At 64.2% G+C, this 12893-nt stretch carries 12 protein-coding genes; 8 read left to right on the plus strand and 4 right to left on the minus strand.

What is annotated here, in order from left to right:
* The first annotated feature begins 3 nt into the window (after positions 1-3).
* Together KTJ77_RS13510 and KTJ77_RS00095 are read left to right on the plus strand one after the other, a co-directional pair.
* Entirely contained in the window at positions 4-135 is a 132-nt protein-coding gene (locus KTJ77_RS13510) for a hypothetical protein (RefSeq protein WP_302180705.1), read from the plus strand.
* Positions 132-467, plus strand: a complete 336-nt coding sequence (locus KTJ77_RS00095) for a hypothetical protein (protein WP_217336501.1) — start codon at positions 132-134, stop codon at positions 465-467. The genes KTJ77_RS13510 and KTJ77_RS00095 overlap by 4 nt, the downstream gene beginning before the upstream one ends.
* Before the next feature lie 93 nt (positions 468-560).
* Here KTJ77_RS00095 and KTJ77_RS00100 read toward each other — a convergent pair whose 3' ends face one another.
* Both KTJ77_RS00100 and KTJ77_RS00105 read right to left on the minus strand, forming a co-directional pair.
* The gene (locus KTJ77_RS00100; protein WP_217336502.1) at positions 561-1259 is read right to left on the minus strand and encodes a fumarylacetoacetate hydrolase family protein; all 699 of its coding nucleotides are present in this window, start codon (positions 1257-1259) and stop codon (positions 561-563) included.
* A 58-nt stretch (positions 1260-1317) separates the two neighbouring features.
* Positions 1318-1818 carry an ACT domain-containing protein gene (locus KTJ77_RS00105; RefSeq protein WP_217336503.1) on the minus strand — a complete coding sequence of 167 codons (501 nt, stop codon included), beginning with the start codon at positions 1816-1818 and terminating at the stop codon, positions 1318-1320.
* 109 nt (positions 1819-1927) lie between these two features.
* Here KTJ77_RS00105 and KTJ77_RS00110 point away from each other — a divergent pair, with 109 nt between their 5' ends.
* The 4 genes from KTJ77_RS00110 to KTJ77_RS00125 all read left to right on the plus strand — a co-directional run bounded on the left by KTJ77_RS00110 (position 1928) and on the right by KTJ77_RS00125 (position 7316).
* Positions 1928-3304 carry a GNAT family N-acetyltransferase gene (locus KTJ77_RS00110; RefSeq protein ID WP_217336504.1) on the plus strand — a complete coding sequence of 459 codons (1377 nt, stop codon included), beginning with the start codon at positions 1928-1930 and terminating at the stop codon, positions 3302-3304.
* Between the two features lie 143 nt (positions 3305-3447).
* On the plus strand, positions 3448-4239 hold the full coding sequence (locus KTJ77_RS00115; protein ID WP_217336505.1) for a class I SAM-dependent methyltransferase: 792 nt from the start codon (positions 3448-3450) through the stop codon (positions 4237-4239).
* A 168-nt stretch (positions 4240-4407) separates the two neighbouring features.
* Positions 4408-6063 (plus strand): HNH endonuclease signature motif containing protein, encoded by a 1656-nt coding sequence (locus tag KTJ77_RS00120; RefSeq protein ID WP_217336506.1) that lies wholly within the window; start codon positions 4408-4410, stop codon positions 6061-6063.
* A 179-nt stretch (positions 6064-6242) separates the two neighbouring features.
* On the plus strand, positions 6243-7316 hold the full coding sequence (locus KTJ77_RS00125; RefSeq protein WP_217336507.1) for a ribonuclease HI family protein: 1074 nt from the start codon (positions 6243-6245) through the stop codon (positions 7314-7316).
* Positions 7317-7360: 44 nt separating this feature from the next.
* Here KTJ77_RS00125 and KTJ77_RS00130 read toward each other — a convergent pair whose 3' ends face one another.
* Both KTJ77_RS00130 and KTJ77_RS00135 read right to left on the minus strand, forming a co-directional pair.
* Complete coding sequence (locus tag KTJ77_RS00130; RefSeq protein WP_217336508.1) at positions 7361-9313, minus strand: AMP-binding protein; 1953 nt, start codon at positions 9311-9313, stop codon at positions 7361-7363.
* 461 nt (positions 9314-9774) lie between these two features.
* Entirely contained in the window at positions 9775-10446 is a 672-nt protein-coding gene (locus KTJ77_RS00135) for a DNA alkylation repair protein (RefSeq protein WP_217336509.1), read from the minus strand.
* Positions 10447-10527: 81 nt separating this feature from the next.
* Between KTJ77_RS00135 and manA the strand changes: the two genes are divergently transcribed.
* Together manA and KTJ77_RS00145 are read left to right on the plus strand one after the other, a co-directional pair.
* Positions 10528-11673 (plus strand): mannose-6-phosphate isomerase, class I, encoded by a 1146-nt coding sequence (manA, locus tag KTJ77_RS00140; protein ID WP_217336510.1) that lies wholly within the window; start codon positions 10528-10530, stop codon positions 11671-11673.
* A 112-nt stretch (positions 11674-11785) separates the two neighbouring features.
* On the plus strand, positions 11786-12889 hold the full coding sequence (locus KTJ77_RS00145; protein ID WP_217336511.1) for a calcium:proton antiporter: 1104 nt from the start codon (positions 11786-11788) through the stop codon (positions 12887-12889).
* Positions 12890-12893: the final 4 nt, after the last annotated feature.

A 12893-nucleotide genomic window follows, 5' to 3' on the forward strand; every position in this document is an offset into this window, starting at 1 on the left:
GACGTGCAGGTACCGCCGGGTGGCCCGGCCGCTGAGCCTGTCGTCGATGGCGCCGAAGTCGTATCGTGGGACGCAGAATCTGGAATCCTCGAACTACGCACCTCCGGTGCGGGAACGGTGACCGTCACCCGATGAATCGTCTCGACCGCAACCCCAACGATCCGCCCACGCCGGGCGAAATGCGAGCGCGTCGGATCGGCACGGTCGCGCTTGTGCTCGCTGTCATCGCACTCGTTGTGTCGATCGCGTGGCTGGGCTTTGCGCGGTGGACACTCTTCGTCGGTGGCCCGGGCGCAGAGACGCTTCGCGGCCTGGGCATCGCCCTCATTTCGTTTGGGGTGCTGATGGTGTCATTTGTCGCGATTGTGCTTGCCGTTGCACTCAAAAACACTGTCGTGCAGCGCATTGGCACCGTGGTCGCCGTTATCGCCACGATCAGCGGTGCTGCCGCTCTTCTCGGCGCTTAGCCGTTGGTTCCGAAAAGCGGTGTCTGCTGATTCCGCAATTGCGATGCCCGCTGGTGCCGCGGAACGTATCGCCATACGCGCGCGAACGAAAGCTCAGGCGACGAAGAAGCCCAAGGTTCCGACGCCGTCGATGCTGCCGACGACCGTTTCTCCTCGTTCTACCGGGCCCACGCCCGCGGGCGTGCCGGTCAAAATGATGTCGCCGGGCAACAGCGTGATGGCGTGCGAGAGGGCAGAGATGACTTCGGCGACATTCCAGATCTGCTGGTTGAGGTCGCCGTCTTGGCGAGTGACGCCGTCAACCGCGACGGTGATGCGCCCAGCGGTCGGATGGCCGATTGTCGCGGCGGTGGCGAGGGCGGAGATTGGGGCTGACTCGTCGAACCCCTTGGAGAGGTCCCATGGCCGGCGCAGGGCCTTGGCGTCATCCTGCATGTCGCGGCGCGTGAGGTCGACGGCGACGCCGTAACCCCACACGGCGTCGAGCGCCTGTTCTGGTGTGACTTCTGCGGCTTGTGTGCCAATGGCCACGGCAAGCTCAATCTCGTGGTGCAGGTTCGCCGTCTGCGTCGGGTAGGTGACGGAGGCGACGGAACCAACGGGGCAGGCGACAACGGCTTCTGACGGCTTCATAAAGAAGAACGGCGGCTCGCGGTCGGGGTCGTGTCCCATTTCGCGGGCGTGATCGGCGTAGTTTCGCCCCACGCAGTACACACGACGCACCGGGAATCGGTCGTCTGATCCCATGATGGGAAGCGAATGGGGCTCGGGGGCATCAATCACGAAAGCCATGGCTCCATCTTGGCACCGCTCGGCTACTGGGGTGTTGGGGCGTAGTGTCGCCCGAGCGTCACCGCCCGAACGTGAACTCCACCATGAGTTCGTCGGCGAGGTCTTCGAGCTTGGACTGCAGGCTCTCGGCTTCGGCATCGTCGAGCAGCACGGTCGCGGTCGCCGTGAACAGGTTGCCGCCCGCCATCGGTGCTTCAACGACGTCGCTCGAGAGAGTCTCAATGCTCGCACCCGTGCTGCTGATCACGTCGGTGATCTGGCGCACAATGCCGGGGCGATCCGTGCCAATGAAGTCAATCGTGAGGCGGTTCGTCGACGGAATCGGTGACGAGGTTCCGCGCTGCACGGTGATGGCGAGCTGGTTGCTCTCCAGCGCTGCGGTGAGATCGTCGACCTGATCGTCGGCGACGTCAACGAGCACGATGCCAGCAAACTTACCGCCGAGCTGCGCCATCTCCGACGTTGCCCAGTTGCCGCCGTGCTCTGCAATGATCTCCGACAGGTCGGCCACGAGGCCCGAGCGGTCGTCGCCGATAACAGTCAAAACAAGTGTCGTCACACTCGTGAGTCTAAGGAGAGCGGAACCAAATAGACACCCCCACATTGAGTGTCGGCAGTGCGTGCTAGCGTGAATTCTCCGATCAATGAGGCCCCCGGGAGTCACGAAAATGCAGACGCAACAACAGTTTGAAAGTTCATTGCGCAAGCAGGGTCTCGACGCGCAAGCGGCGGCGGCACTCGCGTCGCGTGGGCTCGAGCTACGCCTCATTCCGACACCCGCGTCGGCCGATGATATTCCGGCAGACCCCACCATTTCAGAGGCTTTCCCCGAACTCGTCGCCGTTGCCGACTGGTTCCGCAGTCTCGCCCGCGGATTCCTGGACGCTGAGCCCGACGAGAAGAATCTGCCTTCGCGATATGGTGCGTCCGTCGCGCGCCGCAATCTTGGCGTGTTTGATGCGGATACCGCGCAGCCGCAGTTGCCGGTCGGAACCTTCGGTTCGTTTGTGACTGAGCTGACGGTTCCGGGTGAAGCGGTTGTTCCGGCATTCGCGATCACGGCCGTTTCGGTTGCCGCCACGCATCGGCGCCGCGGGATTGCGCGCCAGCTGATGGAGGGCGAGTTGCGGGCGGCTGTCGCAGCGGGGCTTCCCGTCGCGGTGCTCACCGTGAGTGAGTCGTCGATCTATCAGCGGTACGGTTTTGCGCCCTCAGCGTCGGCGGCGACGTGGGTGATTGATCGTAAGCGTGCCGGATTCTCGGCGCCAGCGACCGAGGGCCGGGTGGACTACATTTCGCGCGAGCAGTTCCGCGAGCTTGCGCCGGTGCTGCACGAGCGCATTCGGCTGACGTCGCCGGGTGAGATCATCCCGACGCCGATGCACTGGGATCGATTCGCGGGCTTGTTGCCTGGCGGCAAGAACACCGAAGCGCAACGCTTTGTGCAGTACCGCGATGCCGCGGGCGACGTGCAGGGTCTCATCGTGTATTCGCTCCGCGAGCATGCGACCGACTACTCGAAGACGGGTCTCGACGTTTCGTTGCTCATGACCGCGACCGATGACGCGTATGCCGCGATGTGGCGATACCTGTTTGAGCATGACCTCATTGGTGACATCACGCTGGAGTTGCGCAGTGTCGACGAGCCGGTGCGATGGATGCTCGCCGACCAGCGCGCGGCCACGGTCACGGTGGTTGATCACCAGTACGTGCGCATTCTCGATGTTGCCGCGGCCCTGCAGTCGCGCACCTATGGTTCCGCCGGCCGCATTGTTTTTGACGTGACTGATCCGCTGGGTCTTGGCGGCGGGCGCTTCGCGCTTGACGTCAATGACGCGGGGCGCGGTGTGGTGACGCGCGGTGTTGCCGATGAGCCTGACGTCAAGCTGTCGACGGTTGAGCTTTCGGCGCTGTTCATCGGCGGAACCTCGGCGCAGACGCTCGTGTCGGCCGGGCGCCTGTCGGCGTCGGGTATTGACGTTGTGTCGCTGGTCGATGCGATGTTCCGCACACCGACGGAGCCGCGGCTGAGCTTCTGGTACTGAGCCAGCGGTGAGTGAGGGTGCGCAGCGTTCGAGGCGAAACGCACCGGCGCCGGCACGATCGATACGATCCGCCTATCTCAGCTCGTGTCGTTTTGCCCCATGACCTTGGAAACACCCCGCCCGACCGTGCGCGACAATGAGACATGGCTACCTATACGCACGGGCATCATGAGTCGGTTCTTCGGTCGCACAGCAACCGGAACATTGCGAACTCCGCGGCCTACCTGAAGCCGTACCTCGACCCCGGCGCGCGACTTCTTGACGTGGGGGCGGGCCCCGGAACCATCACGATCGACTTTGCGAGTCACGTCGAGCATGTGACGGCTACGGAAGTTGGCGACGCTGAACTTGCCCTCGTGAAGGGTCTCGCCCAGCGCGAGGGTGTGCGGAACATCGACTTTGCGGTCGAGGACGTGCACGCCCTGAGCTTCGCCGATGGCACTTTCGACGTTGTGCACACACACCAGGTGTTGCAACACGTTGCCGACCCGGTGCAGGCCTTGCGTGAGATGAAGCGCGTGACCAAGCCGGGTGGCATCGTCGCCGCTCGCGACGCCGACTATGCCGGATTTCTTTGGTTTCCGCTTGCACCCGAGCTGACCGATTGGCTTCAGCTGTACCGGGATGCAGCTCGCGCCAACGGCGGCGAGCCCGATGCTGGCAGGCGGCTGCTGTCGTGGGCACGCGCCGCAGGCTTCGAAGACGTCAAGGCGAGCGCATCGACCTGGTGTTATGCGACCCCCGAGGAGCGCGAGTGGTGGGGTGGCATGTGGGCTGACCGGATTCTCGAATCTGCGCTCGCTCGTCAGTTGGTCGACAGTGGGGCGGCCGACCGGGCGCGCCTTGAAGGGATCAGTGCTGCGTGGCGCCGATGGGCAGAATCGAGTGACGGGTGGTACCTGATTCCGCACGGTGAGGTGATCTGCCGGGCCTAGAGTTCTGGCCGCGGCGGGCTGTGCCGCACGCATGCGAGCGCGACGACTTCTGCTGCAACGACGGAGCCAAACGCTCGGTTCCGAACGCTCAGGAAACTGTCAGATAACTAGCCTGTGATCTGCCATTTTCCGCCCTGCGATGTCGGAGGTTAGTGAGATGCTTACGGCATGAAAACGACAGGGCAGTCACCGGCATCGCGAGTCCGCGACGCCATCGGTGCGCTGACTCTTGTCATTCGAGATTTCCATGAATCCGAGTGCGTTTCGCTCGTTGAGGATGAAGAGCTGGTGGGTTTGCTGACGGCCGCGGGGGAGGCGCTACGAAGTGCCGAGTCTGTTGTCATTGTTGGTGCTTGCGAGGTACAACAGCGCTCGGCGACGGCAGATGTTGCTGAGCGGCTGTCAACGCGACTCGGGTGCGCGTCGGCCAGCGAGGTAGTGCAGCAAACCACGCGGGTCAGCTCGGCGGTCGCACGTTCGATGTTGCGGGTGGCTGAGGCGACGAAGCGAGCGCGTTCGATTACGACAGGCGAGCTCCTCGAGGCTTCGCTTCCCGCACTGCGGCAGACGATTCTCGACGGCGAAATTGGCGCAGGGGCAGCGGCGAGTGTGGTCGGGGCGATACGCCCTCCGGGCCGTTCGTTCGACCCCGAACTCGTTGCCCTCGCCGACACGGCGCTCGCGGCAGCTGCCCGCGGCTATGAGTTTGACCCCGAGACAGGTGAAACCTCGACCGAGGCGACGATGCCGGCGACGGCTGACACCTTGCGAATGCACGCGAGCGTGTGGGCGAGCGTAATCGATGCCGACGGTGCTGAACCGGTCGAGCATGCGGCGCTCCGTAAGCGTGGTGTCACGCTCGGCGCGGTGAAGGACGGCCTCGTGGAACTCCGCGGCCACCTCCTCCCGGAGGGTGCCGAGCAGATTCAGCGTTTCTTCGACGCGATGGGCATGCCCCGCGACACGAAAGCGTCGCGCGTGAGCTTCCGCCCCAGCGACGAGGTTGAGCGCGACCAGCATGCGCAGACCCGTAGCGACGAGTTTTCCCGCGACGGCAACGCAGATGTAGGCACAGGTGTCGGCGCCGGTGTAGGCGCGGAGCAACGTGCGCGCGATGGTTACTGTGGGTGCGAAGATCCGTCCCGCTGCTCATGCGCACCGCTTGAGGTCGCCGACTCCCGCACCGCGGCGCAAAAGCGACATGACGCGTTCATCACGGCGTTCATGGTTGCCGCAACCAGTGAAGATGCACCCACGATTGGTGGTGCCGCGCCCACGCTCGTCGTGATGGTTGATGATGAAGCCCTGGCGACGGGCAACGGAACCGCATTCCTCCCGTCGACGGCAGCAATGGTTCCGCTGGAAGCAGCCCATCACGCCGGATGCGCCGGAACCACGCAGCGCGTCAGCATCACAGGCGACGGCCGGATCACCCACATTTCCACCGAGAACCGCATCTTTAACGCCCATCAGCGCCGTGCGATCGCGCTACGTGATGGCGGATGCGTCATCCCGGGCTGCACAACCCCGGCCGCATGGTGTGAAATCCACCACGTCAACGAACATGCGCACGGTGGCGCGACTCATACCGATAACGGGGTCATGCTGTGCTGGTTTCACCACCGATACCTGGCGATTTCCGGGTGGACGATACGCATGGCGTCAGGCATCCCCGAAGTGCGTGCCCCGAACTGGATAGACCCCACCGGTCGATGGCGTCGCAGTACGTCCTCAGCGCTCCGACTCACCCGACGCGCGAAGCGGTTCAAGCAAAAACCGCCCGGGGTAAAGCCACCACCGCGGATCACTCCGCAGCAGGATTAGTTTCCCTCCGCGGCAGGAGTAGGTGGTCGGTAGCGTAGCGGGCCTGGCATCCGCGGGCGTGGTGAATGAGGCCAGGCGCGGCATCCGCTGGACAAAACGAACGTGGCCATGCGCGGCATCCGCTGGACGAAGCGAGCGTGGCCAGCGTCGCGAGGCGGCGAGCGTGGAATGATCGAGGGGTGAAGATCATCGCGGCGGCAGACGGTTCGGCACTCGGCAACCCGGGACCAGCCGGCTGGGGATGGTACGTCGACGACCAGCACTGGGCCAGCGGCGGATGGCCGCACGGCACCAACAACATGGGCGAACTCATGGCCGTGCTTGACCTCCTCCAGCAGACGGCGCACCTCGACGCCCCGCTGCACATCCTGTGCGACTCGCAATACGTCATTAACTCGGTCACCAAGTGGATGCCCGGCTGGAAGCGCAACGGCTGGAAGAAAAAAGACGGCAAACCCGTCCTCAACGTCGACCTCATGAAGGCGATTGACGAAGCCATCGCTGGCCGACCCGTCACCTTCGAATGGGTCAAGGGCCACGCCGGCCACCACCTCAACGAAAAGGCAGACGACCTCGCAAATGCGGCCGCCACCGCCTACCAGGCTGGCCGCGCCCCAAACGCTGGCCCTGGATTCCTTGAAACTGCCCCATCGACCGGCGCCGCGGTCCTCGATCAACGCGACGATGCGATGCCAACACGGGCCACGCAACCACTGGCCGCACCGCAACCATCTGCACCGGAACCATCAGCACCAGCTGCAGACATGGTTCCGGCCCCCGAATTCGACCTGTTTTCGCACTTCGACGACCTCGACACGACGGCCCCCGAAGCTCCCAAGCACGCCCCCGAAGCTCCCAAGCACGCCCCCGAAGCTCCCAAGCACGCCCCCGCAGCATCCGAGCACGCCCCCACCACCCCGATCGACACCGTCATCGCCAGTGAACGTGCCCTGCTCGACGCCGACGTCCGTAGCAACCCGAACCGCGTCGCGGCGCTGCTGCACACCCAGTTCCGCGAAATCGGAACCTCGGGTCGCCTCTACACGCGCGATGACGTCCTCGAGCACATCGCGCCGCTTGACCCGCCGGTCGAACTTGACGTGATCAGTGCCGAGCAGATCGATGCGAACACGATCATGCTGCTGTGGCGATCCGTCGGCATCAAACCTGCACTGCGCTCGTCGATCTGGGTGCGCACCACCACCGGCTGGGCGCTGCGATTCCACCAGGCAAGCGCAGCGCCCGAAAGCTAAAGCACCCGAAAGCTAAAGCGCCCGAAAGCTAGAGCACCCGAACGCTAGCTACGCCCCGCGTTCAGTCGCTCAGCGGCAGCGCGAATGTCTGTGATCACGGCCGGCTCTTCAATCGTCGCCGGAATCATGACATCAGCCTTGCCATCCACAATTTCGCGGATCGTCTTGCGCAGCACCTTGCCCGAGCGGGTCTTGGGAAGACGCGGAACCACGACAACGTCGCGGAAAGCGGCAACAGCACCAATGTCGGCACGCACCTGAGCGACAAGTTCCTTTTTCAGGTCTTCCTCGCTTATGTCGACGCCAGCCTTCATCACAACGAAGCCGACAGGCACCTGGCCCTTTAGTTCATCGGCGGCGCCCACAACCGCGCACTCGGCGAGAGCCGCGTGCTCCAGCAGTGACTGCTCCATGGTTCCGGTCGACAAGCGGTGCCCTGCCACGTTGATCACGTCGTCGGCGCGACCCATGACGTAGAGGTAACCCTCATCGTCAAGGAAGCCGCTGTCACCCGTCGCGTAATAGCCGGGGAATGCGTTTGTGTACGACGAAGCGAAGCGCTCGGCGCCCGATTCCCCCGTTCCCCACAGCGTCGACAAGGCGCCGGGAGGCAACGGGAGTTTGATCGCAATGTTGCCCTCTTCGCCGGCAGGCACCGGCTTGCCATCCGAATCCAACACCTCGACGTTGAAGCCCGGAACCGGCACCGAGGGGGAGCCCGGCTTCAGTGGCATCGGGTCGAGGCCCTGGTGGTTGGCGCAGATCGGCCAACCGGTCTCGGTCTGCCACCAGTTGTCCACAACGGGCTTGCCGACGATATCGGAGGCCCACTGCCACGTCTCCGGGTCCAGGCGCTCGCCTGCGAGGAAGAACGTGCGCAGACTCGACAGGTCACGCGTTGCCGCCAGCTCAGCGTTGGGGTCGACGCGGCGAATCGCGCGCAAAGCCGTGGGCGCTGTGAACAGGGCTGAAACCTTGTGCTGCTCAACCACGCGCCAGAACGCACCCGCATCGGGGGTGCCGACGGGCTTGCCCTCATACATAATCGTCGTCGCACCCGCCAGCAGCGGCGCGTACACAATGTAGCTGTGACCAACGACCCAGCCGACATCACTCGCGGTAAACATGACGTCGCCCGGCTGAATGTTGAAGATGTTCTTCATCGACCACGCCAACGCCACGGCGTGCCCGCCATTGTCACGCACCACGCCCTTCGGGATGCCCGTGGTTCCTGAGGTGTACAGCACGTACAGCGGATCAGTCGCGCGCACCGGAATTGCCGGGTACGGCGTCGTCGGAATCGAGCGGCTCGCCCAGTCCCACCACTGCGTACCAGGGGTGGTTCCGTCGTAGTCGGCAGCGGAACCAGGAATCTCTGGGCGGTCTTTCACGACGACCGTCTCGACACGATGTTCCGCCATTTCGACGGCATCACGAATCGTGGGCAGGTACTCGACCACACGGTTCGGCTCGATACCACCAGACGCGGTAATGATCACCTTGGGCTTCGCGTCATCGATGCGAACCTTGAGCTCTTTCGCGGCGAAACCACCAAACACCACCGAGTGCACCGCGCCGAGGCGGGCGCATGCCAGCATGGCGACGACCGCCTGCGGAATCATCGGCATGTAAATGATGACGCGGTCACCCTTGGCAACGCCGGCGTCGGCGAGCACGTGGCTGAACCGCGCGACGCGGCTGAGCAGGTTCTCGTACGTGTATTCACGCACCTTGCCGACGACGGGGGAGTCGTAGATCAGCGCGACCCGGTCGCCGTGCCCGGCCAGCACGTGCCGGTCAAGCGCGTTGTAGCTCGTGTTGAGCTCGCCATCCGGATACCAGCGCCCGTACGGCCCTGATGAGGCATCGAAGGCGCGGGTCGGCTCGCGGTACCAGTCGATGGCCTGCGCTGCCTCCAGCCAATAGGCCTCCGGATCCTGCACGCTGCGGTCGAAAGCGGCGCGGTAAGCGGTTCCTGCTGTCTGCGTTGAACTCATGTCGTTCTCCATCGAACATCCCGTCACGGTTGCAGAGAGTGTCGCACGCTACCCGGTCTACCACGAAGACGAGAGCGGCGAAACTGCCAACTTTCGGCAGTACTCACGCTGCGGAGGATGAGCGGAACCAGGGGGTTGCGTAAGCGCGAATGTGGGTGATTCAGCGCGTAACGTCGCGCGAAAAGCGCCACACGGCCGCACGATTCGTGATGTGATGGTGACATCACCGCAGACCTTCCCTTGGTGGGTGGGAAAGGGCATCGTGTGTGCGCCTCGTGCGCAGCCCGTGATGCTGTGCTCGATGGCGATGTTGTTCGTGTGGAACGACACCGCATTGGGCGCCGGAGTGGGGGGTCGCCGTTTACTCGGCGCCCCACTCCGCAATTTCAGAGACCGTCACACCGCAATAACAGGCGTGAAGCGGCCCGATCACAGACGCCCAGCGCCGACCCCCAGCGCCCTCATGACAAATGCTTCAGCGCTTCGCGCTTCGACAGGCCGCTGAGTTCCGGGTGGGCATCAACAAACGCGCGCACCCAGTGTGCATCGGTCTTGCCGTATTCGCGCAGCGCCCAGCCGATCGCCTTTCGAATGAAGAACTCGGTGTCGTCGATGTTTGATTCGATCGCAATGCTCAGCAGCTCTCGATCGGTGTCGTGCTTGCGACGCAACTGACAGATGATGCTGGCCCGTCGAATCCACACGTCGTCATCCGCACTCCAGATGAGCATCAGTTGAGTGACTTCGACTGGATGAGCGATCAACACCTCGCCAAGACGCGCGGAGACCTCATCAACCAGATCCCACCAGGCGCCGACCCGAATCATCTCCTCGTACAGATCGAGCATGTCCAGGCGCGCCCGCAGCGGCCGCAGCGACAGGATCGTGGTCGCGGCATAGCGCTCCTCCCGATTCGTCGCTTCGCGCCACAGGGTTTGCGCGACCTCCCGCAGCTCATCGGCATCACCAGATCCGCGCGCCGCTTGCTTTGTGAGGGCGCGAACAGTCGGAACCTTGACGCCGAGAAAGGGCATCGCCGACTTCATATACGCCTGCTGTCCGGGCGCGAGGAGCGGGTTGGCGGCATCCCGCAGCGACACTCGAATGGCATCGACAAGCTCGGCGGCAGTCACGGGCTGATTCTAGCTCGCGGCGCGAACGGCGCACCATTAACCGATATCCCGGTCGCGGGGCAGAATGGAGGGGTGTGTGCCGTGCGCTTGATCCCGATCGAAAACGATGTCCAGCCCTACGCCTGGGGAATGCCTGGCGGCGTTTCGCGCGCCCTAGGGTGGCCAGACACGACCGACACTCAGGCGGAGCTGTGGCTGGGCGCGCACCCGAGTTCGCCCTCGCGCCCCGTCTCACCCGAAGCCTTTACTGCGCTTGACACGTGGGAGACGCAGAGCGGAACCACGCTGCCGTACCTGCTGAAGGTCCTGACGGCCTCCAAGCCGTTGTCGTTGCAAGCACACCCCAACCCCGCGCAAGCTGCAGCAGGCTTTGCGCGCGAAGAAGCGGCAGGCATTGACCGCGCCGCGTTCAACCGCAACTACAAAGACCCGTATGCAAAGCCCGAGCTCATCGTTGCCCTCGACGATGGGTTCCAGGCGCTGTGTGGTTTTCGCCCGATCGATCAGACCGCCGAGCGTCTGACGCGCCTCGCCGCAGTTGCTGAGGCTCCGGAACCAATCCTCGCGTTTAGAGATTTGCTGGTCACGCGCGGATTGCGTGAGGCAGTCGCCTTCACGCTTTCCGGTCACGAGAATGTGGCCGCACTTGTCGCCGCGCTGGTCAGCGCTGACGTCGCCGACCCCACGATCGCGCCGGTCATCTCCGTCGTGCAGCTGGCTTTCCCGAACGACAACGGCCTACCGTTCGCCCTGCTCCTCAATCACGTCACGCTCCAGGCAGGCGAGAGCCTCTGGTTGCCTGCGGGCAACGTGCACGCCTATCTGCAGGGCAGCGGCATGGAACTCATGGGTCCGAGCGACAACGTGCTGCGAGGCGGTCTCACCCCGAAGCACGTCGACACGGTCGAGCTCATGAACACCCTCGTTTTTGAAGAGTCGGTCGATCCACGATTGGCGCCCATCGACCTGGCGGCAGGAGTACGCGCGTATCGTCCGTCTACCGTGGCGTCCGGTGAGGGCGTGCCGTTCGAGCTGTGGGAGGTCACCGCCGACGCCCAGATCACCGTGCCCAGTGCCGCGATTTTTGTCGTCACCGATGGCGACTTCACCATCACGCTCGATGGTTCCGATCACCTGCTTGCCCGCGGCACCACGCACTTCCTGTCGGATGCTGCCGACGTCGCCGTCACCGGTTCCGGCCGTCTGTGGGTGGCGACCGCCCGCTAACCGCTCGCGCACAGCAAGGCGCTCCACCCGAACGATAGAATTGCACCATCGCAGGCGCCCGGACGACCGGCCTCGCCTTCATCACCAGCGGACGGCCGCACGAAAGACCCGCATGTCTGTTCTTCGCGCTGTTCTCACTCCCGCAGCCACCGTCAGCCTTCTCCTGGGCTGGATCGGCGTTGTCGCGCTCATGGTATTTTCTGACGCGATCGGTGCCGCAGAACCCCTCATCACGTGGCTCGCGCTCGCCGCGGTTGTCGCCGTCATCCTGGTCGCCGCCTTCGGCGTCGTCGCTCAGGCCGAGGCGCTCGCCCACAAACTCGGTGATCCGTATGGCTCGCTCATCCTGACGATCTCGATCGTGCTGGTTGAGGTGATCCTTATCGCGTCGGTGCTGCTCGGTCCCGGTGAACACGCGACGATCGCGCGGGACTCCGTGATGGCCGTCACGATGATCATCCTGGGCCTCGTCGTCGGTGTCTCACTCCTGATCGCACCGCGCCGTGAAAGCATCGTCAACCGCCCTGGCACCACGAGTTACCTCGTAATGATCATCGCCCTCGCCGCCATTGCCTTCGTGGTTCCGTTCTTCCTTCCGGCCGGCACCTACACCGGTCCGCTCGCGTTCATCGTGGCCGCCGTGGCGATCGTCGGTTACGGCCTGTTCCTGGTTCGCCAGATGGGCCCGCGTGCCGCTGACTACCGCGAGAACGATGCGGCAACCGACGAGCACCGCGACGTTCGCGACGTGGTGCGGAACCACGGGGCTGAGCTGTGGGCGCGCACGCTGCTGCTGATTGCCACCGCGGTTCCGATCGTGATCATGAGCCACGACATGTCGACGCTCATGGACACCGCGTTCACCGAAGCCGGGGCGCCGCTCGCGCTGTCTGGCGTGGTGATCGCCTTCATCGTGTTCACGCCCGAGACCATCACGACGCTGCGGGCGGCTCGCGCTGGCGAGGTTCAGCGCGTCGTCAACCTGTGCCTTGGGGCACTCGTGTCGACGGTGGGTCTCACGATTCCGGTGGTGCTCGTGATTGGGGAAGTTACCGGGTCTACCATCACGCTCGCGCCCGATGCGACGCAGCTCCTGCTCATGATCGCCATGGTGCTCGCGACGATCTTGGCGTTCTGGGGCGGCAAGACCACCCGCGCTCGCGGCGTGGTTCCGGTGCTCCTCTTCGCCGCTTACTTCGCACTCATCACGCTCTGACCCC

The organism is Microbacterium sp. NC79, assembly GCF_019061125.1.
Lineage (GTDB): Bacteria > Actinomycetota > Actinomycetes > Actinomycetales > Microbacteriaceae > Microbacterium.

Bases quoted from the DNA above. Each gene is read 5' to 3' on its own strand.
- KTJ77_RS00095 (WP_217336501.1), top strand. From the start codon at position 132: ATGAATCGTCTCGACCGCAACCCCAACGATCCGCCCACGCCGGGCGAA.
- KTJ77_RS00100 (WP_217336502.1), bottom strand. From the start codon at position 1,259: ATGGCTTTCGTGATTGATGCCCCCGAGCCCCATTCGCTTCCCATCATG.
- KTJ77_RS00110 (WP_217336504.1), top strand. From the start codon at position 1,928: ATGCAGACGCAACAACAGTTTGAAAGTTCATTGCGCAAGCAGGGTCTC.
- KTJ77_RS00115 (WP_217336505.1), top strand. From the start codon at position 3,448: ATGGCTACCTATACGCACGGGCATCATGAGTCGGTTCTTCGGTCGCAC.
- KTJ77_RS00120 (WP_217336506.1), top strand. From the start codon at position 4,408: ATGAAAACGACAGGGCAGTCACCGGCATCGCGAGTCCGCGACGCCATC.
- KTJ77_RS00130 (WP_217336508.1), bottom strand. From the start codon at position 9,313: ATGAGTTCAACGCAGACAGCAGGAACCGCTTACCGCGCCGCTTTCGAC.
- KTJ77_RS00145 (WP_217336511.1), top strand. From the start codon at position 11,786: ATGTCTGTTCTTCGCGCTGTTCTCACTCCCGCAGCCACCGTCAGCCTT.